This window comes from Paenibacillus septentrionalis (assembly GCF_042659865.1).
GTDB classification, from domain to species: domain Bacteria; phylum Bacillota; class Bacilli; order Paenibacillales; family Paenibacillaceae; genus Pristimantibacillus; species Pristimantibacillus septentrionalis.
This window is the reverse complement of record NZ_JBHSTE010000001.1, coordinates 243,230-264,391: the sequence shown is the minus strand read 5'-3', so window position 1 is coordinate 264,391 and position 21,162 is coordinate 243,230. Positions and strand designations below refer to the sequence as shown.

17 protein-coding genes and 1 other annotated feature are annotated in these 21,162 nt (G+C 45.9%); of the genes, 15 read left to right on the top strand and 2 right to left on the bottom strand.

The genetic code is table 11. The annotated features are described in order from the left end of the window. Positions 1–12: 12 nt before the first annotated feature. From ACFP56_RS01275 to ACFP56_RS01205, 15 genes are all read left to right on the top strand, one after another. On the top strand, positions 13–882 hold the full coding sequence (locus ACFP56_RS01275; protein WP_379230269.1) for a carbohydrate ABC transporter permease: 870 nt from the start codon (positions 13–15) through the stop codon (positions 880–882). A 20-nt stretch (positions 883–902) separates the two neighbouring features. Beyond that, complete coding sequence (locus tag ACFP56_RS01270; RefSeq protein WP_379231732.1) at positions 903–2,372, top strand: hypothetical protein; 1,470 nt, start codon at positions 903–905, stop codon at positions 2,370–2,372. Further along, complete coding sequence (locus tag ACFP56_RS01265) at positions 2,369–3,112, top strand: Yip1 family protein (protein ID WP_379230267.1); 744 nt, start codon at positions 2,369–2,371, stop codon at positions 3,110–3,112. The genes ACFP56_RS01270 and ACFP56_RS01265 overlap by 4 nt, the downstream gene beginning before the upstream one ends. Positions 3,113–3,253: 141 nt before the next feature. Continuing rightward, positions 3,254–5,569, top strand: a complete 2,316-nt coding sequence (locus ACFP56_RS01260) for a DUF5696 domain-containing protein (protein WP_379230265.1) — start codon at positions 3,254–3,256, stop codon at positions 5,567–5,569. An 11-nt stretch (positions 5,570–5,580) separates the two neighbouring features. Continuing rightward, on the top strand, positions 5,581–6,483 hold the full coding sequence (locus tag ACFP56_RS01255; RefSeq protein ID WP_379230263.1) for a carbohydrate ABC transporter permease: 903 nt from the start codon (positions 5,581–5,583) through the stop codon (positions 6,481–6,483). A gap of 19 nt (positions 6,484–6,502) precedes the next feature. Further along, positions 6,503–7,462, top strand: coding sequence for a carbohydrate ABC transporter permease (locus tag ACFP56_RS01250; protein WP_379231730.1), 960 nt, complete (start codon positions 6,503–6,505; stop codon positions 7,460–7,462). Between the two features lie 131 nt (positions 7,463–7,593). Further along, positions 7,594–8,949, top strand: coding sequence for an ABC transporter substrate-binding protein (locus ACFP56_RS01245; RefSeq protein ID WP_379230261.1), 1,356 nt, complete (start codon positions 7,594–7,596; stop codon positions 8,947–8,949). An 86-nt stretch (positions 8,950–9,035) separates the two neighbouring features. Continuing rightward, entirely contained in the window at positions 9,036–10,622 is a 1,587-nt protein-coding gene (locus tag ACFP56_RS01240) for a glycoside hydrolase domain-containing protein (RefSeq protein WP_379230258.1), read from the top strand. Between the two features lie 45 nt (positions 10,623–10,667). Beyond that, positions 10,668–12,128: a glycoside hydrolase family 32 protein gene (locus tag ACFP56_RS01235; RefSeq protein WP_379230256.1), complete on the top strand. Its 1,461-nt coding sequence runs from the start codon at positions 10,668–10,670 to the stop codon at positions 12,126–12,128. A 225-nt stretch (positions 12,129–12,353) separates the two neighbouring features. Next, on the top strand, positions 12,354–13,841 hold the full coding sequence (locus tag ACFP56_RS01230; protein ID WP_379230254.1) for a glycoside hydrolase family 32 protein: 1,488 nt from the start codon (positions 12,354–12,356) through the stop codon (positions 13,839–13,841). A gap of 23 nt (positions 13,842–13,864) precedes the next feature. Then, positions 13,865–14,848: a carbohydrate kinase family protein gene (locus ACFP56_RS01225; protein WP_379230251.1), complete on the top strand. Its 984-nt coding sequence runs from the start codon at positions 13,865–13,867 to the stop codon at positions 14,846–14,848. Between the two features lie 79 nt (positions 14,849–14,927). Continuing rightward, positions 14,928–15,162, top strand: a binding site (T-box leader). 96 nt (positions 15,163–15,258) lie between these two features. Continuing rightward, the gene (locus tag ACFP56_RS01220; protein WP_379230249.1) at positions 15,259–16,788 is read left to right on the top strand and encodes a 2-isopropylmalate synthase; all 1,530 of its coding nucleotides are present in this window, start codon (positions 15,259–15,261) and stop codon (positions 16,786–16,788) included. 216 nt (positions 16,789–17,004) lie between these two features. Further along, positions 17,005–18,252 (top strand): DNA polymerase IV, encoded by a 1,248-nt coding sequence (locus ACFP56_RS01215; protein ID WP_379230247.1) that lies wholly within the window; start codon positions 17,005–17,007, stop codon positions 18,250–18,252. Then, a complete protein-coding gene (locus tag ACFP56_RS01210; protein ID WP_379230245.1) occupies positions 18,249–18,590 on the top strand; it encodes a YolD-like family protein in 342 nt (113 codons plus the stop codon). The genes ACFP56_RS01215 and ACFP56_RS01210 overlap by 4 nt, the downstream gene beginning before the upstream one ends. Before the next feature lie 104 nt (positions 18,591–18,694). Beyond that, the gene (locus ACFP56_RS01205; protein WP_379230242.1) at positions 18,695–19,312 is read left to right on the top strand and encodes a YdcF family protein; all 618 of its coding nucleotides are present in this window, start codon (positions 18,695–18,697) and stop codon (positions 19,310–19,312) included. Between the two features lie 123 nt (positions 19,313–19,435). Here the strand turns inward: ACFP56_RS01205 and ACFP56_RS01200 are convergent, their stop codons facing one another. After that, the gene (locus ACFP56_RS01200; protein ID WP_379230240.1) at positions 19,436–19,870 is read right to left on the bottom strand and encodes a hypothetical protein; all 435 of its coding nucleotides are present in this window, start codon (positions 19,868–19,870) and stop codon (positions 19,436–19,438) included. Positions 19,871–20,035: 165 nt separating this feature from the next. Then, positions 20,036–21,115 carry a glycosyltransferase gene (locus tag ACFP56_RS01195; protein WP_379231728.1) on the bottom strand — a complete coding sequence of 360 codons (1,080 nt, stop codon included), beginning with the start codon at positions 21,113–21,115 and terminating at the stop codon, positions 20,036–20,038. Between the last annotated feature and the right edge of the window lie 47 nt (positions 21,116–21,162).

Below are 21,162 nucleotides of genomic sequence, written 5' to 3'. Positions count from 1 at the left end.
GAGGCGAGACAAGTGTTTACATTTACGAGAAAAAAAGCGGGAGCCAAAGCACGACGCTCTACTGCCGGAAATTTCTTTATCTTTTGCATTGTCGGATTGCTTGGTTTGTTTTCCGCTTTTCCATTATATTTTGCGGTTGTCACAGCATTCAAGCCGCTTGATGAGCTGCTATATTTTCCACCAAGACTCGTTGTGCTGCGACCGACTTGGACGAATTTTACCGATTTGTATCAGCTTGCTGCAAATATGTGGGTTCCACTCTCACGCTACTTGTTTAATACGGTATTCATTGCGGTAGCTGGTACCGGCTTGCATGTTGTGTTTGCAGCAATGGCTGCTTACCCGCTCGCGAAGCATAGATTTCCAGGGCGAAATGTTTTATTTTCGATCATCGTGATGGCATTAATGTTTGTGCCGCAAGTAACGTTCATTCCGCAATTTATTATGATGGCAGAGCTTGGCATGGTAGATAGCTATGCAGCGCTACTTCTGCCATGGATCGGTTCTTCACTCGGATTGTTTCTGATGAAGCAATTCATTGAACAACTGCCCGATGCAATATTGGAAGCAGCTCGGATTGATGGAGCGAGTGAGTATAAAACATTTTTCTCAATCGTATGGCCCAACGCAGTGCCAGCACTGATGACAGTCGTTATCTTCCAATTTGTGAATTTGTGGAACTATGCACCGAAAGAGTTGGTTTACAGCGAGTCGAACAAAGTGTTCCGCATGGCGCTGGAGCAAATTGTAGCTGGTGATCCAATCGCAAGGATGGGGGCTGGCGCAGCCGCTGCCGTTATTTTAATGATACCGCCTATTATCGTATTTGTACTGTTGCAGCGCAAAGTAGTAGAGACGATGACATTTGCGGGAATCAAGTGATAGGGGGAGCTACTGTGAGAATGAAACTAGCATTGGTCGTGGCACTGCTGCTGTTGTTGAGCTTCCCTGTCAAAGGAGAACGCGCGTATGCCGAGGCTCCCTATGAAGCCTATGTCTACAACGAGTGGGATCAGTCGAAGGCAGCGCCAGTCAGTTATTTGCCTGAGGATTCCTTCTCTGGCGTGCAACTTGGCGTTGGAGCGCTGCAGGAGCCGCAAGATTTGTTCGTTACATCAGATGGCGACATTTACATTGCCGACACTGGCAATAAACGAATTGTTGTACTGGATAAGCAGTTACAGCCAAAAAAGATTATCGATAAGCTGCCATGGAATGGTGCGGTAATTGAGCTTAGCTTGCCGACAGGCTTGTTCGTAGCTGACGATGGAACGCTGTATATTGCCGACAAGGAAGCGGGAAGAGTCATTCGTGTTAACGATTCGTTAGAGGTGGAGCTAGTTATTGAAGCACCGCAAAGCCCGCTCATTGCTGATGATTTCGTATTTAAGCCATTGAAGGTAGCGGCAGATAATGCTGGGCGGATTTATGTATTGTCAGAAGGACAATTTTTCGGCTTGATGCAATTTGATGACAAGGGAAGCTTTACGAGCTATTACGGCAGCAATCGTGTAGAAGTAACGCCTGCGGTTGTATTGGAAACATTTTGGAAAAATTTATTATCCAAAGAGCAGCGTGATTCTATGGTAAAGCTGCTGCCAATCGAATACTCCAATTTGCATATTGGACGTGACAATTTTGTTTATACAACGACAATCATATCGCAAAATTCTCGTGAAGAAATTAAAAAGCTGAATCCGCTCGGCAACAATGTGCTTGTTACAAGCCAAGGTGCAGCTGATTTTGGAGATAAGGAAATTAGCTACAAAAATAATGTTAAGCAGGATAGCTCGTTTATTGATGTAGCGGTTGATCAGGATGGCTTTATCATCGGGCTTGATCGCACAAGAGGCAAAGTGTTTGAATATGACGCGGAAGGCAATGCAATTGCCGTTTTCGGTTCACTCGGCTTTCAGCGCGGTACGTTCCAGCAGCCGGTTGCCCTTTCTTATTGGCAGGATAAAATTGTTGTGCTTGATGCTGGAAAACGCAATCTTACATTGTTCAAGCGCTCTGAGTATGGAGATTTAGTACGGCAAGCTACTGTTTTATACAATCAGGGGCTATATGAGGAAGCAGCCGTGCTATGGCAAGAAGTGATAAGACGCAATGTGAACAACTCTATTGCTTATCTCGGTGTCGCCAAAGCGCTGGAGAAGGAAGAACGATATGATGAGGCGCTTGCCTATTACAAGCTTGGTGCAGATCGTTACGGGTATTCCGATACGTTCGGGCTTAAGCGAATGGAAACCGTGCGAAGCAATCTTCCGTTAGTAATGACCATTGTGCTCCTAGCATTCGCAGCTTATTACGGCTTTAAAGGATTGAGCTTGATTCGCAGAAGGAAACGAAAGGAGGCTGCTCGCTTATGACAAAAACGGAAATCGAGACAACTGGCAAAAAATCGTCAACGCTGAAGGCGACGCTAGCAGAAGTCGTTAAAAAAGCTTTTACGGCTGACAAAGCTGCTGCCGATAGCGAGCAGCAGCCGGCATTCACGACAAAGCGATTGAACCCGCTTCGTGCATTGCTTCATCCTTTTGAAAGCTTTAACGCAGTTAAAGATGAGGGAAAAGGCTCGCTAATAGCATCGGCAGCGATCATTATTGTTTTCTTCCTTGCTACGATCTTTAAGCGGCAGAGTACAGGATATACGTTTAATATGGCTGATCTTAATGCGCTGAACATCTGGATTATTGCTGCAAAAACGGTGGGATTGTACGGGCTGTGGGTTGCTGCTAATTGGGCGGTCGCTACATGGATGGACGGAGAAGGCAAAGCCAAGCAAATTGCCGTTGTTAGTGCCTATGCAATCATTCCTTATGTTGCAGCGCTGATCGCAACGACGCTGCTGAGCAATACACTCGTTATGGAAGAAGGTATGTTTCTGCAATATATCGTAGCTGTCTCCGCGTTATGGAGTGCGCTGCTGATGTTCATCGGTATGAATATTATTCACGACTACGGCGCACTTAAGACGCTGCAATCCATTGCGCTTACTTTTGTTGCGATGGGAATCGCCGTATTTCTAGCGGTGTTGTTTTACACGCTGTTCAATCAAGTGTATCTGTTTTTCTATACGATCTATAACGAACTGCTATTCCGCTTATGATGATGGGCAGTTCATAGGATCTAGTTTACCAATTGGGATTACGCTTACGAAGTGCGTTTCATGTTAACCCATGAAACGCTGGGATTACGCTTACGAAGTGCGTTTCATGTTATCCCATGAAACGCTGGAGGAGGAAGCTTAATGAAAGTACGAATCATTGCTGTCGCTGCTATAGTGGCGTTACTATTAGCGTCCTCGCTATCACCTTATATGCTGGCAAACTCAGCTTTTGGCGAAGAGGCGGCTAATGGTGAAACAGTAACTCAACTGGAGGAGCTAGCGGGGAGCGCCAATAAGAATGTTGACGCTCCGCTTCCTCAGCCTGATATAAGCGGCTGGACGAAGGCAGCGGAAAGCAATTCACTTATGTTGCATGTTGATGCAGCAAGCGGTGAACTGGCTGTAACAGACAAAGCTTCTGGGGCAGTATGGAGCAGCAATCCGCCAGCTCGTGAAAGCGATGAGCTTGCTAAAGGTGTTAAGAAAATGGATTTAGGCTCGCAGCTGCTCATTGATTATATCGACGATCTCGGCAAACCGTTTCAGGCAAACAGCTTGACAGGAAGTGTCAATGAAGTGGCGCCTGAGGTGCGTGCGATTAAAGACGGCGTAGAAATTGTATTCCAATTCCCTAAAGCCGAGTTTTCAATTCCAGTACGCTATACCATCGAAGTTGATGCATTTTCCGCAATGATTGTAACAGCGGATATTAAGCAAGGAAGCAAATACAAGCTGGTCAATATTAGCCTGCTGCCGTTTTTTGGAGCGGGTGGCTTGCAGGAGGAAGGCTATCTGTTTGTGCCTGATGGCAGCGGGGCGCTCATTCATTTCAATAACGGGAAAAGCAGCTATCGCAGCTACAATGAACGAGTATACGGCGGCGAAGCAGCACTTGATCTGCCAACGAAAGCTGAAGTAAAGCAAGCGATCAAATTGCCAGTGTTCGGGTTGCAAAAAGGAAAGCAAGCTTATGTAGCTGTCTTTGCTCAAGGGGAGTATCAGGCAGGCATTGTTGGCGATACGAGCGGTAAAAACAATAGCTACAACAATGTATACAGCTACTTAAATCTTACGGAAATCGAAAGCAATTTGTTGTTGGAAGGAACGCTGAACGAAAAGCAGGTAACACGCTCATCGGCTTCGATGACGGGTGATGTGCCATTTGAAGTGCGTTACTACTTCTTAAATGGCGAGAAGGACGCTTCCTACGTTGGGATGGCGAAGCGCTACAAGCAGTATTTGCAAGATCAAAATGTACAAAATCAAAATGTGCAGGAGCAGGCTGAGCAGCAAGAGTTGGCAACAGCAGAGCGTTTGCCGCTGCTGATTGATTTTTTGGGTGGAGCAAAGAAGCGTGAAACGTTTCTTGGCATTCCGTACAACACGGTAGAAACGCTCACTTCCTTCAAGGATGTGTCGCTTGTTGCGAATGAGCTGCTTAATAAAGGAGTCAGCAGTCTGTCGATTCGCATGCAAGGCTGGAATAGTGGCGGGGCGAAAAGCAAAGTGCCAGTATCGTTAAGTGCTGAGGGCAATCTTGGCGGCAATAAAGGGCTGCAGCAGCTTGGAGAAGAGCTTGCTGCTAAAGGAGTGGCGTTTTATCCGAGCGTCAATCCTGTTTATTTGTATGAGAGCGGCAATGGCTTCAGCAAATTTTCCGATACGGTTAGAGGTATTAGCCGTGCGCCTGCACTTAAGTATGAGTACCGCCTTAGTGATCGCACAAAAAATAAAACAGCTTCGCGCTGGTATCTGATGAAGCCTTCCTCTGTAGCGGAAGCGATCGACAGATATACAACGGCGGCGATGAAAAAAAACTTTGGTGCAGTATCGCTTGAAGCGATTGGATCAATGGTTTATTCCGATTTCAAAAAAGACAGCAGCTCAAAAAATGAGACGGGAGCAGTGTGGCAGCAAATATTGCAAGAGGCTGCCGATAAAATGGATGCCGTTGCTTTCGATAAAGCAAACGCCTACACATTTCCTCATGCTGCGATGCTGACTGGCGTACCGCTTTATGACAGCGGCTTTGATGTTACGGATGAAACAGTACCGTTCTACAGTATTGTGACAAGCGGCTGGATTCCTTCTTACAGTGAGCCGATAAATTTGTCCAGCATGCCGCGTGATTATATGCTGAAGCTGATCGAGACCGGCACATATCCCGCTTATCAATTTATTGCACGTCATTCTGCCAAGCTGACAGGAACTGAATTCGATTGGCTGTACAGCGGAGATTACAATGCCTGGGAGCAAGTTATGCTTGAACAATATGAGGAGCTAGACGCAGCTATGCAGCATTATCAGGGCAGTTCGATCGTGGATCACAAGAAGCTACTTGCTGGGGTCTATGAGACGACGTTCGAAAACGGAGCAAGTGTCATCGTGAATTACAATGATGGAGCTGTCAATATACAAGGAACTGAAATTCCAGCCAATGGCTATCTCAAACGATAGGAGGTACGAACATGTTCAAAAGCTTGAGGGCGATGCCTTATACGAAGAAAAAAGAGCTGTACGGGCTATTGTTCGTACTGCCGTGGATTATCGGATTTATTCTGTTTTTCATTCGGCCGCTCATTACATCGATTGTTTACTCATTTCAAAATATGGAGCTTACGCCTGAGGGGCTTAAGGGAAGCTTTATCGGCTGGGAAAATTATATCTATGCGCTTTACAAGGACCCTAACTTCATACGTGAAGCGGTCAATTCCTTTGTCAATATGCTGTACGGTGTGCCGCTTATTTTGGTATACAGCTTGTTTATCGCAATTTTGATTAAAAATAAATTTCCAGGCCGTGGTTTTATGCGAGCAGTATCGTTTTTGCCCGTTATTATTGCCTCGGGAGTACTGATGCAAATTTTGAAGGAAGATGTGTTCTCGCAAGGGATGCGCGGCGGAGTAGAAAGTGTGTACTTGTTTACAGGCACAGGCATTAGCGGCTTGTTAGTTGAGCTTGGTCTTGGCGCAGGCTTGATTGAAGTATTTAACAATGTAATTGCGCGCATCTTCGATCTCACTTGGCGCTCTGGCGTGCAGGTGCTGCTGTTTCTTGCAGGGCTGCATACAATCCCATCCTATTTGTACGAAGCCTCGTCTTTGGAAGGTGCTCGTCCGTGGGAACAGTTTTGGAAGGTTACGCTACCGATGCTGACGCCCATGATGCTTCTCAATGTGGTGTATACGATTATTGATACGTTCACCGATTACGGCAACAGCGTCATTATGATGATTTACAACACGGCGTTCTCGCAAATCCGTTTCGGCTACAGCAGTGCGCTCGCCTGGCTGTACTGTCTGGCGATTGCGATATTCCTCGGGCTTGTCTACTTGCTGCTGAAGAAACGCATCGTGTATATGCAGGATTAAGGGAAGCGGGGGATTGAAAGTGAATGCTATTGCAGGCAAACGGCAAATTAAATTTGCCAAAAAATTTGTAGTCGTTACGTTGCGGTACATGCTGCTGGCAGCAGTTGCTTACCAGCTCTTGTATCCAGTGCTTTACATGCTCAGCATGGCGCTGCGCAAACCAGAGGAAGCGATTGATCCCAGTGTAATATGGGTGCCGAAGTCGTTTACGTTGAGCAATTTTGCTGATGCGCTGCGGGTGATGGATTTTTGGGATGCTTTGCAAAACAGTGTACTGATCGGTGTAGGCTGCGGGTTGTTCGATGTATTGTCTTGCGCATTCGTGGCGTATGGCTTTGCTCGATTCAAGTTTCCGCTGTCAGGCTTTATGTTTTCACTCGTCATTCTAACTTTGGTTGTCCCGATTCAGACTATTATATTGCCGCTCTATGCGGATATGCGCTACTTTGACGCATTTGGATTGATGAAGCTTACTTCTTCAACAATCGGAGGACCAGAATCAATCAGTCTTATCGGCAGCTATTGGTCGTTTTATTTACCTTCTATGTTCGCGATGGGACTGAGGGCAGGGCTGTTCATCTTTATTTTCCGTCAGTTTTTTAAGGGCATGCCGAACGAATTGGAGGATGCAGCCTATATGGATGGCTGCGGTCCTTTCAAAACCTTTTTTCAAGTTATGCTGCCTAATGCTAAAAATGCGATCATTACTGTATTTTTGTTCTCGTTCGTCTGGCATTGGAATGAGTACTACATGTCCAATTTGCTGCTAGGCAATTTGAAAAAAAACTTTGCGATTGCGATTTCTTCTCTTCGTGTTGATTTGCAATCTGTAGTTAACGCGCAGACGATTAGCGATCCGTTGTTAGTTGTAACCCGGATCCAAGCGGGTGCACTGCTGGCGATTGTGCCGCTGCTGCTCCTTTACTTTTTAACACAGCGCTATTTCACGGACAGCATCGAGCACGTCGGTATTAAATAGCGTAGATGTGCTTAAAGTCTAATCGCTATGAAGGGAGGCGAGGCTGACGACGTATGGAATGCTGCAATTATTTATAGCTGTAAAGGGAGTCAATGACACAGTAAGACACTAAAAATTGGGAGGGTTTTATAATGAACAAACGCATGAAATCATTTGCAACAATGCTGGCAGCAGTCACGATGATGACAACAGCTTTAGCGGCATGCTCTGGCGGCGGCAACAATCAGCCTGCGGCTACCAACGCTGGCGGCAACAATAGCGGGAACAACAATGCTGCTGTAACGGAAACGCCAAAAGAAGAAGTGAAGCTTGCTGATGGAAACATTACCGTACTATACCATACATCGCTGGAGCAGTATGCGGAAAATAAAGCAGCAAACCCAGATGCATACGACCCGTTGCTTGAATCGATTCCAGTGTTTGAGCAACAGCATGGCGGTAAAGTGACATTAATTGCCGTTCCATGGGGGGATCAGAAATCAACGCTAATTTCAATGGTGAATGCAGGCGAGCAAGTTGACGTAGCACAAGCTCATGACCAAAACTTCCCTGTCTATCCGTTGAAAAAAATGGTGCAGCCAATAAGTCAATATGTTGATCTGAATGATCCATTCTGGAATAACGCTGTAACGAATGCCTTTACGTTTGGTGGCGAGGCGTATGCAGTAGGTGTAGGAGCGGCCCCGATCGTGATGTACTACAATAAAACGCTATTCGATAACAACGGTGTTCAAACACCTGGAGAGCTTTTTGCTGAAGGCAACTGGACATGGGATACATTCCGCCAAATTGCAATGGAAATGACGCAGGATACAGATGGCGACGGCGTCAATGATCAATATGGCTTTGGCTGGTGGGATGGCGGTTACGCATTGATGGTAGGCTCTAACGGTAAAACTATTTTGTCCTACAATGAAGACGGTTCGATTTCTGCTAACCATACGTCCGACAATGTGAAAGAAGCGATGCAATTTACACAGGATGCTCTACTTAAAGACAAATATATCGATAAAGATAAAGAAGGCGACTACTTCGTCGCTGAGTTCAAAAACGGCAAGCTGGCAATGACAGCAGAATACGGCTTGAATGGCTTTAATGCATTCAAAGGCGACTATGAAATTGACTTTGTACCAGTACCAAAAGGTCCGAGAGGCGAGGATGGTGTTGGTCCGGGTGGATTGTCTGGCTGGTCTATTCCTGTCGTTTCGAAAAATCCAGAAGGTGCGGCTGCATTCATTAAGCTGCTTTCAGAAAATGAGAAGGAAGTTGCTACAGCGAAAAACGTTGAAACGTTTGGTCAAGAGCGTGTTGATCGCATCAATGAGCTTGCCCAAAACATTCTGTTTGCCCCGATTGGCGTTGAAATGTATTGGGATGCCAACGGTGCTGTGTTAGGCGGCATTAAAGATGGTACGCCTGTAGGTACATTCGCGGAAACTGCGAAAGGCATTCTTGAAGAAGGTATTAACATTACGTTGACACAATAAATCGGCACATTTATGGGGCTGTTCTATAAGTCATGGAAATGACGGAGGACGCCCCTTTTTACCAACATGTGAGGAGGGAGAAAAGAATGGAAAAAGTCGTGAAAACCGCGGCGACTGTTCTGCTTGGCGCTGCACTTGTGATGACGGCATGCAGTAAAGAAAGCGGGAACTCCGACAATAGCGCAGTGGTACCGCTTGAAAGCGAGAGCCCGATTCAGACGCCTCAGTCTACCGCTGCCATTGATGAGCAAGTGAAAATGTCATCGGATTCTTTGTTCTGGAAGCCGCCAGAGGGCTGGGTTGGGGATTTAATGCCGTTTAATGATGCGAATGGCGATTTGTATTTGTATTATTTGCAGGATTGGCGTGATGGAGCACCTGGATTTCACCCTTGGCATCTTGTTACTACAGCAAATTTGACTGATTACCATTATGAAGGTGAAGTGATACCAGTTGGCTTGGAGCATGAGCCAGATCTTGCAATTGGTACAGGCAGCGTAATTCAAGTGGGGGATACGTATCATGGCTTCTATACAGGTCATAACTGGAAATATCCCGACCAAGGCAAGCCAAAGGAAGCGATGATGCATGCAGTCAGCGATGATTTGAAAACGTGGACGAAGCTGCCAGCGCATACCTTTGTTGCGCCTGAAGGCTATGAAATTCATGATTTCCGTGATCCTTACCTGTTCTATCATGAGCAAGCTGAGGAATATCGCATGCTCGTAAGTGCCCGCAAGGAAGGCGTAGGCGGTGTGCTTGCCGTATTTGCCTCGAAGGATTTGGAGCAATGGGAAGTACGTGAGCCATTGGAAATCGAAGCTGCTACAAGCTTTTTTATGCTGGAATGCGCTGATATTTTCTATAGCGGTGATAAATGGTATCTTGTTTTCTCAGAATTCAGCGACAAAAAAGCAACCCACTACCGTGTCAGCGACAATATTGATGGTCCATGGATGCTACCTGAGGATGGAGAGGATCTGTTTGATGGACGCGCATTTTATGCTGCTAAGACGGGCACGCTTGGCGATAACCGTTATTTGTTTGGCTGGGTGCCGACGCGTAGTATGGAGAAAGACTTTATGAACTGGGATTGGGCAGGCAATCTAGTTGCTCATCAGCTTGTCACACATGCTGACGGTACGCTTGGCGTAAAGGTACCCGATCAAATTGATCAGTACGTATCTCAGGAAGTAGAGCTGCAAATGCAACAGCAGCTTGGACAAGTGTCGGCTGAAGGCAAGCAGTGGCAGCTTGATGGTACAGGAGATGTATCGGGCATCGTATTTGACAGCTTGCCGCAAATTTCCAAAATTACAGGGACATTCCGCTTTGAAGCGGGCACGCAATTTACTGGTTTTGTTGCAGGTGTCGGTGAGGAGCCTGAAAAAGCTTATGGCATACAGGTAGAGCCTGATAAACAACGAATCCGATATGATGCTGTACATGGTGCAGCGCTAACGAGTGTTGATCCTGATGTAAGTGTAAGCATTCCGTTTCAAGCAGGTGTAGAGTATCCATTTACGATCGTGATCGAGGATGATGTAGCCGTGTTTTATGTAGACGATTATGCGCTTACTACTCGCATATACAAGATGCCTGGTGGAGCTTGGGGCTGGTATTCGCGAGGAGGGACGACTACACTTTCTGATTTGCAGCTATTTACGCCTTAATTTTTGCAGTGTTGCTTTAATATAAATGCTATAGGAGGGGACAATGTGACAGCTTCCGTGCCACTTTATAAGGAAATGTTTCGTCCGCAATTTCATTTGACACCGCCGCAAGGGCCGATGAGTGATCCAAACGGAATGGTTTATGTAGCTGGCGAGTATCATCAGTTTTATCAGTTTACAGGACGTTGGGGACATGCTGTAAGTAAAGACTTGATTCATTGGGAGCATCTTCCGCTAGCACTGGTTAGTGACGAGCTTGGCGATATATGGTCGGGCAGCTGTGTTGTTGATCATCACAACAGCAGCGGGCTGTTTCACGATCAGTATGGCATGGTTGCTTTATTCACGCATTTTAAAGACGGATTGCAATCACAAAGCATGGCGTATAGTCATGATAAAGGGCGCAGCTGGATCAAGTATCACGGAAACCCTGTTATCGCTAATCCAGGCTTAAAAGATTTTCGTGATCCGAAAGTGTTGTGGCACGAGGAAAGCAGACGCTGGGTGATGATTGTGTCCGTTGATCGCGAAGTCTATTTTTATTCCTCGGAAAACTTAATCGACTGGCGCTATGAAAGCTCGTTCGGTCGCGATCAAGGCAGTCAAGCTGCAGTCTGGGAATGCCCTGATATGTTTAAGCTGCCTGTTGCAGGAGAAGAAGGTATAAGCAAATGGGTGCTGCATATTAGCATTGGCGATAATCGACAAACGGATGGCTCACATGCGCAATATTTTATTGGAGAATTCGATGGCTGCCGCTTTGTTAATGACGATGCTTCTGGCAAAGAGGTAAACTGGACCGATTACGGTCAAGACTTTTACGCAGCTGTGACCTACTCTGATATTCCCGAGCAGGACGGACGTACCATTTGGCTTGGTTGGACTTCCAATTGGAAATATCCGTTCGCTGGGCCAACTTCGCCATGGAAAGGCGGCATGTCCTTGCCACGCTCATTGTCTCTGAAGCGAAATGCGGAAGGGCAGCTGCGTCTTGTTCAACAGCCGGTTGCTGAGCTGAAGCGGCTGCGCAGGCTAGTGAGCGACATGCACGGTGTGGAGCTCTCAAGCGACAAGCTGCTGCTTGATTACAGGGGACGCTCCTTTGAGCTAGAGGCTACTGTGCACTGGGAAGCTGCAGCTGCTTTTGGTGTACGTGTCTGCTTATCTGACGAGGAAGCAACTGAAATTGGCTACAGACCAAAGTCTAGTGAAGTGTATATTGATCGTCATCGCTCTGGATGGAGTGAATTTATTAGTCGTGAAGGCAAGCCGTTTCATTTTGGCAAGCAATTTGTTGCGGCACATACAGCACAAGGCAAGCAAATTAAATTGCGGTTGTTTGTTGATGAATCTATAGTAGAGCTGTTTGTCGATGGTGGCGATACTGTATTTACGACGTTAATCTACCCTGGCCCATCCTCACAGGGAATAGAGCTGTTTGCTGAAGAAGGAGCTGTTACGTTTACTTCGGTTAACGTATATGAGATGCGCTCAATTTGGACGTAAGCAAGCAGACTGATGTACAGGAAGCCAAATTAAATAGATGATCTGAGAAAGCAAAATCAAGCAGTAACATAAAAAGCAAAGTATAGGCTTCCGTAGCAACTTTTTGTTAACAAGGAAGCCAATAGGGAAAGCAACAAAAAGTTTAGTAGATGCTTCCGTAGTACTTTTCATGTACGAAGAAGCAAAATTAAGCAAGTACCATGAAAAGTTGGAGGAGAATACAGGATGAGTAACTTAACTGCACGACAGCAAGAGCATGCGGTGTTGATCGCTAAAGCGGGAGAAGCTTTAAATAAGCTTGAAGCAGCTATGGATAACACGTATCGTCTTCATTATCATATGATGCCGCCAGCCGGGTGGATGAACGACCCTAATGGATTTATTCAGTTTAACGGCATATACCATCTGTTTTATCAGCATGATCCATATCAAGCAAAGCAAGGACCGATGCATTGGGGACATGCAACAAGTGTTGATCTGGTCAACTGGCTTCATCAGCCTGTTGCTCTTGCACCATCGGAGAGTTATGATAGCGGACCTTCTGGAGGTCAAGGCTGCTGGTCGGGAAGTGCTGTAGATGATAATGGGAAGCTAACGCTAATTTATACTGGGCATGTAGATGGACGCAAGCCTGAGGAAGTGCAATGTCTAGCTGTAAGTGAAGATGGCATCCAGTTCCATAAGGCTGAACATAACCCTGTTATTGGTGATTCGCCAGATACGGAGCGATTTGGCTTCCGTGACCCTAAGGTGTGGAAGCATGAAAATACATGGTATATGGTTATTGGTTATGGCAAGGATGGCTTAGGCAAAGCACTTATTTATACATCACAAGATTTGCGCAGCTGGACCTGCCAAGGAGCAGCCATTGAAAGTGATGGCACGATGGGCGATATGTGGGAGTGCCCAGACTTGTTCCCGATTGGCGAGGGGGATTCGCATGCTCTTATTATTTCTCCGATGAATACCGGCTCATATAAAAATCTGTATATTACCGGTACATTCGACTATAGTACTTGTCGCTTGCAAAAGCTGCACCAGGCGCAAATCGATTACGGTTTTGATTTCTATGCGCCACAAACGCTGGTGGATGAGCAAGGGCGGAGAATTATGATCGCATGGATGAATATTTGGGGAGCCAAAATGCCCGAACAGGAGCATGGCTGGTATGGGGCAATGACATTGCCGCGCGAGCTGACGTTGGAATCCGATGGTACGCTGCGCAGTCGCCCGGTTAAGGAACTGGAGCAGCTTCGCGGTGAGCATATTGCCGTTAAAGAATATGTGCTTGAGCAGCATGTTCAGACACGTATTGATGGCGTCCGGGGGCAAGCATTAGAGTTAATTGCTCGCTTTGATCCGCGATCTGCTACGGAAATTGGGTTGCGCATTTTTGCTTCTGCAGATGAGACGGCATATGTCGAGATAAGCTATTCTGTAGCTGAAAACAAACTTGTTATGGACCGCAATCAAGCGGGTGCTGGAGATGGCGGCATGTGCAGTGCTCCGTTAAGTCTGCTTGATGATGGTACAGTGGAGCTTCACCTTTATATTGATCGTTCTTCTGTCGAGCTGTTTGCTAATGATGGCATGATTGCCATGACAAATCGTATTTATAGCGATATTCACGCAGACGGCATATCGTTTTTTGCTCGTGGCGGCGAAGCGAAGCTGAAAGTGTTGCAAGCATGGCAGTTGAAGTCGATTTGGTAGTTTCTGGAGGAGGATGTTGCAGGATGGATGTAGTAGCACTGGGCGAACTGTTGATAGATTTTACACCAGGCGGCTTATCGGAAAATGGGGAGCCATTATTTGAACGAAATCCAGGAGGAGCTCCAGCTAATGTGCTTGCCGCGTTAGCGAAGCTTGGTCATCAAACTGCATTTGTCGGCGCAATAGGCAATGATGCCTTCGGAGCTTATTTGCAGCAAACGCTGCATCATGCCGGCATTAATGTTAATCAGTTATTCGTGACTGAGGAAGCACAAACGACGCTTGCTTTTGTGCATTTGGATGACAGCGGTGATCGATCCTTTACGTTTTACCGCAAGCCTGGCGCAGATCAATTACTGCGAGCGGAGCAGATTGATCGTGGTATGCTTGCAGCTGCACGCGTTTTTCATTTCGGGTCGTTATCGATGACGCATGAGCCATCACGTACAGCTACACTGACAGCGGTTGCCTATGCTAAGGAAAAGGGGGCTGTCATTAGTTTTGACCCTAATTTGCGCTTGTCGTTGTGGCGCGATGAAGAGCATGCCAAGCAAGCTATTTTGCAAGGGATGCATTATGCAGAGATCGTAAAGGTGTCGGAAGAAGAACTATTGTTTTTAACTGGTACAGTTGATCTGGAGCAAGGCTCGCAATTGCTGCTGCAGCAGTTCACTAATATAAAGCTGTTGCTCGTTACGCTAGGGGCAGAGGGCAGCTATTGTATAACTGGACATGTCGAAGGCAGTGAAAGACTGATAGCCAGACATCACGGCTTCCAGGTTAATACGATTGATACAACAGGTGCTGGCGATGCGTTTTTTGGTGGGGTGTTGCATTGGCTGCTCAACGAAGATAATGTGGCTAATCCGCAATGGACAGCTAAGAAGCTGCATGCCATGCTGGCTTTTGCCAATGCGATGGGGGCACTTACCGCTACAGGAAAGGGAGCCATCCCTTCATTACCGACTTTGCAGCAGGTGGAGCATTTGCTGCAAGTGAATCATTAAACAAGCACGCATTGGCTATGATTTAATCCGAGTTGACAAATTAATATTGATTTCATATAATTACCGTTAAATTATATTGTCAAATGTATCGATTAGAAATAGTAGAAGCACGTCGAACTTTCAGAGAGCCGCTGGCAGGTGAGAAGCGGTAGTGGAGATTGCTTTGAACTCGTCTATGAACAGCTGCCTGAATAAGTAGGGTAAGCCGGGTTTCCGCCGTTAAAAGGATAGATGGTGATGGCCATCGAAGAAGATTGTTTTACTTTACGTAAAATGAATTAGAGTGGTACCGCGGGTTAAACCTCGTCTCTATGTATAGAGACGGGGTTTTTTTGTTGGTCAAAGTCCGGGTTTGGCTAACCCCGCTTTATATAGATGATTGATATATGTATAAATGAGGAGGAGTTGCAATGACCCGCAACATTATTGTATTGGATACTACATTGCGTGATGGTGAACAAGTGCCTGGGGCTAAAATGAATGTTCATCAAAAGGTGGAATTTGCCCAGCAGTTAAAGCGGCTCCGTGTCAATATTATTGAAGCAGGCTTTCCCGCATCATCTGCGGGGGATTTTCAATCCGTGCAGCAGATAGCTCGCTCTGTAGGGGACAGCGTATCGATTACTGCGCTGGCTCGTGCAGTTAAATCGGATATAGATGCTGTATATGAAAGCATCAAGATGGCTCAGGATCCATTTATTCATATTGTGCTTGGTACTTCCAGCGTTCATGTCGAGAAGAAATTCAATCGCTCCAAGGATGCTGTGCTGCAAATGGGAATTGATGCGGTCAAGTATGCAAAAACGCTTTTGCCGCAAGTACAGTATTCAACCGAAGATGCCTCGCGTTCGGATTTTGAATATTTGTGGCGTACCATAGAAGCGGTTGTAAAAGCAGGAGCAACGATGATTAACATCCCTGATACGGTAGGTTATGCAGTGCCTGAGGAATTTGGCGAGCTGATCCGCAAAATTAATGAACGTCTTAAAAATTTGAATGACAAGGTGTTGCTGAGCGTACACTGCCACAACGACTTAGGGCTAGCAACTGCAAATACGCTTAGCGCAATCCTAAATGGCGCAGATAAAATCGAATGCACGGTGAACGGCCTAGGTGAACGAGCAGGAAACACCTCTCTAGAAGAGGTAGTAATGGCTTTGAAGGTGCGTGAAAATATTTATCAATGCTCCAGTAACATTGAAACAAAGGAACTGCTTCGTACTGCTAGACTACTGACTTACTTGACAGGCTTGGATGTGCAGGTCAATAAGGCTATAACTGGTGATAATGCCTTCGCGCATTCCTCTGGTATTCACCAGGACGGGTTGCTAAAGGATAAAAATGTGTACGAAATTATGGACCCGCGGGATGTCGGTGCAGAAAGCATGGAGTTGGTTTTAACAGCTCGCTCTGGCCGTCACGCCTTTAGGCATGCGGTTGAAAAGCTCGGTTTTGAGACTGGTGATACCGAGCAGTTTGAAGCGCTCTTTCAGAAATTTCTCACTCTTGCAGATTTGAAAAAAGAGGTCTATGACCATGATCTGTTCTATTTGATTAATAGAGACAGGGAGCAAGCAGCGAGTGGCACAGTATTGTATGAGCTGGCTGAATTTCATGTTGTAACAGGAAGTGTACAGCCTTCAGCGACGATTAAATTGAAGCGAGGAGAAGAGAGCTTGAAGGGAAGTGCGACAGGCGATGGACCGGTTGATGCGATATATAGTGCAATTAAACAATTGACAGGATTCAATACTGAACTTAAGCACTACAAAATTAACAGCATCTCACGTGGTCAGGAAGCGATCGGCAGAGTCAGCATTGGGCTTGAGGCAAATGGCAAGCATTATGCTGGACGGGCAATGGATACTGATATTATTAAAGCAAGCGCGCTTGCTTTCTTGAATGGCATTAACGCCGCTTTGCTGGATCGGGACTCGTAAATTAGCTCATTCTAAGCACTTGAATGGTATTCTTTGTTTTAGCTGAACATAGCGCGTATGTATTGTCCAGGCAATTGCTAACGTAGGTTGATAGCAATTGCCTGGTCTTTTTGCTGTCACAAATTACCTTTGCATCAAACTAGCTTTGGCAGTATATAATAGACAATACAGAACATGTGTTCTTATTCGTTGAATGTGTGAGCAAGGGAAGTGTTCATGATGCAGAAAAAACGGGAACGTGTCATTATGCTGATCGATTGCCAATCGTTTTATGCAACCGTCGAAAAGGTTGCGCATCCACAATATAAGCATCGGCCTGTCGTCGTAGCTGGTGATCCCGAGCGTCGCTCGGGCATTATTTTGGCAGCTTGTCCAATCGCCAAGTCTTATGGCGTTACAACAGCAGAGCCGCTGGGCCAGGCAATGGCCAAATGTCCTGATCTGGTCATTGTCAGACCGCGAATGGAGGAATATATTCGAGTATCGTTGCAAATTACTTCAATCTACAACAGCTTTACCGATCTTGTCGAGCCTTACAGCATAGATGAACAGCATCTAGATGTGACGGGAACCGTGCATTTGTTCGGCGGCAATGCGGCGGCAATGGCTGCAGCTATTCAACAGCGTGTGCTGCGAGAAACAGGGGTGAGAATACGGGTTGGCATAGGTGGGAATAAGGTGCTAAGCAAAATGGCCTGCGATCTTTTTGCCAAAAAAAATGAGTCAGGCGTTTTTGAACTGCGAACAGATAAGCTTGCCGATACACTTTGGCCGCTGCATGTAAGCAAGCTGTTTATGGTCGGCAGACGGATGACAAGACATCTTGAAGCGATGGGTGTACACACGATAGGAGAGCTCGCGAAAACCCCGCTTGCGGTGCTAAGACGGCGCTGGGGTGTGAATGGAGAGGTATTGTGGCGTATCGCAAATGGAATAGATGATTCGCCAGTAAGTGTAGCAACTCATCATACACAAAAGGAAATCGGTCACCACATGACGCTGCCGCGTGATTATATGTCGCTGGAAGAGTTGAAGGTTCCGCTGCAGGAGCTTACTGAATTGGTATGTCAGCGAGCACGTGCGAAAAGCGTAATGGGCAATGTTGTTTCCGTCAGCTGTCGGGGCGCTGACTTCGACCACCCGACGGGATTTCACAGGCAGCGCAAGCTGGACAATGCAACCTATGTAGCGGCAGCGATGTACAAAACGGTAATGGAGCTATTTCAAGCGCATTGGGATGGGATGCCCGTGCGAAGCATCGGTGTCTCGCTGGGAGGACTTGTGAGCGATCAGGTCGTGCAGCTGGCGTGGTTTGATCCTTATGAAGAGCAGCTGGCTTTGGAGCGGGTAACCGATCAGATTAAGGCGCGATACGGCAATACTGCGATTATGAGAGCTTCCTCGGTAACGCATTCGGGTCAGGCGCGTGATCGAGCAGGTAAAATAGGAGGGCATTACAAATGAGCAAAAAGCTGCAAGGGAACGGATTGTTCGAGTCTTCGCGCATGATGCTGCCAGAGCACAAGGAGGCGATTATCGCCTACCACAAGGAAATGACTAAAAAACAACGACCACAATTGGATGAGCAGGAGATTGGCAGGATATCGATGCTGCTTACAGAGTCGATGAGGCTTAAAAAACAAGTGGTTTTAGTTGTATTTGCTGAATATAATCGAACTGAATTAACAGGAGTTGTGACAAAGGTGAATCACCTGCAAAAAAGTATACAGTTGAGCCTTGAGGAAGATGATTGCTGGATTAAAATACATGATATTATCGATATCAGGAGCAGTGATTTCTAGAACATATCGGAGCAAGGAACGTCGTCATCACGGCATCTTCTAGTAATTTATATCGTTAGCGCAATCACTACGCTATCTAGCGACATGTTTTTCGGCGCTAAAGTGTGATAATATCTAAAAAAATAGAAGAGAATGCGGGTGAGGGATTGAGCACTAAACGATTACTGAATGTAACAGCATCAGCAGCAGGTTTATTGATAATATGGTTTATCGTTCATACGACTTTCATTGTAATAGATGGATTAAATGATGAGCTGAAGCCTGTTGATGCAGCGGTAGTACTTGGAAATAAAGTAGAAACGAATGGACAGCCTTCTGAGCGATTAAAAGCAAGATTAGATAAAGCAGCAGAGCTTTATGATCGAGGCTATTATACGTTTATCATTGTAAGTGGCGGGATCGGCAAAGAAGGATTCGATGAAGCAGCAGTTATGAAATCTTATTTAATAGATCAAGGAATAGCTGAGGATAGCATTATAGAAGACAATAATGGATACAACTCCTATATGACCGCTCAAAACACCAGCAAGATTATGGATGAATTAAAACTAGACTCCGTCATGATTATTACGCAATATTTTCATATATCCAGGACGAAATTAGCATTTGGAAAAATGGACATGGAAGAAGTGTATTCAGCTCATGCCAATATCTTTGAGTTAAGGGATATTTACTCTATAATACGAGAATTCCCAGCATACTATAAGTATTTGTTTAAATAGAAATATCGGCTTTCCCTCAAAATGGATCGTTGCCGCTATTGCTCGCATGAAGCAGCACATCAAACGGTAGGAGCAAGAGCATGCAAGACTGCATGGCAATTAGACGAAATGATAAGAATTCATCTACTGCTCGATAAAGAGGTAGTCGTCGCTTTTATCGGCATCAATGCCATTTCTCACTGCAAACTGCTCCAGCTCCTGCAGCCATCCGTTTCCTTTAAATAATCGAAGTGAGAGCTTCCGTCCTTCATACGGGATGATGTGGACGCATTTTTGAGAAACATGAAAGCGGCGAAAATGCAGCGCGGCAATTTGTTCAGCAGAAAAGGAGCGTTTATATAAACTCCAGCCCAGCAGCTTCGTATGATAGCTAATCGTATCGTTGTTGACAATAAGCACATAGCGGCAGAGAAAGGCATTGAGAATCGCGATCGCACCGAGTACGTATAGAGTGAATAAACCAATAGAACGTATCGGAAAAGCGAGGATAACGTTAATAACGAGACAGCACGCAAATAGAGACATCACGTATACATTTTCTTTTGTTATAAATCGCATCAAACATTCACCTCGCATAAGTAAAAATATGTAAGATTAATTGAGTGTAGCACAGGTTGCGCACGTCGTAAAGGTACTAGGGTGAAACCAACAAACGGCTGAAGACAAAAAGTCAGCAGCCGTTAATGTTGAGAGCACTATGATCTTTTAATGATCAGGAGCTAACTACAGGACACCCTTGTTTTTGAAATAGTTCTCGTTGTAATTCACGCTTGGATGCTTTGGATTCAATTCCTTTGCTTGCTTATGGTGCAATACCGCCTTTTCAGTATTGCCGATACGATCATAGCAGACTGTCAGCTGCAAATGAGGCAGCCATGTAGCCGTAGCGGGGTTATGGAAGCTCATATCGGTTGTATACATAGAAGTAGACAGCGCTTGGGAATACCAATAAATCGCTTCGCTGTAACGGTTTTGGTGCAAAAACAAATTGCCAAGCTGACAGCAGAAATCAGGTCTTGGCGGTGTATATTCGAGCGTTTGCAGTAGACTGCGAATAGCGAGGTCGTTCTGTTTCAGCTCTGCGTAGCAGAATGATTTGCGAGAGCAAGCCGCAATATTGTCTTCAACCCAGCCCTTTTTTCCGTCCAGGAAAACGTCATACCATTTGATCGCTTCCTCGTATCGTGCATGGTCACGCAGCTCATTAGCGAAATAAAATTGATCACGCGGCGTAAACTCTTCGCCCTGCTCCAATCGTGCCAAATAAATATTCAGGTTGCGATCAGAGGCGTGCCTAACCTTGCGATGTGTCACAGCAATATCAGAATGGTAGCTCGCTCCGTACACAGCCAAGTATTCATGAACTGGACCGAACCACTCAAAATTCATGGAGCGCTTCACTAGTCGATTGCGGCGATAGCTGTAGGTTGGATTGCCGTTTTCATCGAAGGACAGATGATATTTCATCGTTACGGTATCATAGTTGAAATCATCACGCTGCTTGAGCTCGATTAAGCGGTTCAGATCCTCGGGCAGCAGTACATCGTCTGCATCCAGCCAAAGAATGTAGTCGCAGGTAGCTTGCTTGAAGCTGAAATTGCGAGCCGCTGCAAAATGGTTAATCCATTCAAAGTCGTAAACTTTCGCTCCCAAGGAGGCAGCAATTTCCTTCGTACGATCTGTCGAGCCAGTATCTACAATAATCATTTCATCAACGGCGTCCTTGACACTCTCCAAACAGCGAGCCAGTACATCCTCTTCATTTTTTACAATCATACATAGACTAATCGTAATCAATACCATCACCCTTTATCACAAGTCTTGTATAGTCTATTAGTCAACTATATGAA

Excerpts from the sequence above, each read along its gene's own strand:
- ACFP56_RS01270 (WP_379231732.1), top strand. The coding sequence starts at position 903 with ATGAAACTAGCATTGGTCGTGGCACTGCTGCTGTTGTTGAGCTTCCCT.
- ACFP56_RS01265 (WP_379230267.1), top strand. The coding sequence starts at position 2,369 with ATGACAAAAACGGAAATCGAGACAACTGGCAAAAAATCGTCAACGCTG.
- ACFP56_RS01260 (WP_379230265.1), top strand. The coding sequence starts at position 3,254 with ATGAAAGTACGAATCATTGCTGTCGCTGCTATAGTGGCGTTACTATTA.
- ACFP56_RS01255 (WP_379230263.1), top strand. The coding sequence starts at position 5,581 with ATGTTCAAAAGCTTGAGGGCGATGCCTTATACGAAGAAAAAAGAGCTG.
- ACFP56_RS01245 (WP_379230261.1), top strand. The coding sequence starts at position 7,594 with ATGAACAAACGCATGAAATCATTTGCAACAATGCTGGCAGCAGTCACG.
- ACFP56_RS01240 (WP_379230258.1), top strand. The coding sequence starts at position 9,036 with ATGGAAAAAGTCGTGAAAACCGCGGCGACTGTTCTGCTTGGCGCTGCA.
- ACFP56_RS01230 (WP_379230254.1), top strand. The coding sequence starts at position 12,354 with ATGAGTAACTTAACTGCACGACAGCAAGAGCATGCGGTGTTGATCGCT.
- ACFP56_RS01225 (WP_379230251.1), top strand. The coding sequence starts at position 13,865 with ATGGATGTAGTAGCACTGGGCGAACTGTTGATAGATTTTACACCAGGC.
- ACFP56_RS01220 (WP_379230249.1), top strand. The coding sequence starts at position 15,259 with ATGACCCGCAACATTATTGTATTGGATACTACATTGCGTGATGGTGAA.
- ACFP56_RS01215 (WP_379230247.1), top strand. The coding sequence starts at position 17,005 with ATGATGCAGAAAAAACGGGAACGTGTCATTATGCTGATCGATTGCCAA.
- ACFP56_RS01210 (WP_379230245.1), top strand. The coding sequence starts at position 18,249 with ATGAGCAAAAAGCTGCAAGGGAACGGATTGTTCGAGTCTTCGCGCATG.
- ACFP56_RS01200 (WP_379230240.1), bottom strand. The coding sequence starts at position 19,870 with ATGCGATTTATAACAAAAGAAAATGTATACGTGATGTCTCTATTTGCG.
- ACFP56_RS01195 (WP_379231728.1), bottom strand. The coding sequence starts at position 21,115 with ATGGTATTGATTACGATTAGTCTATGTATGATTGTAAAAAATGAAGAG.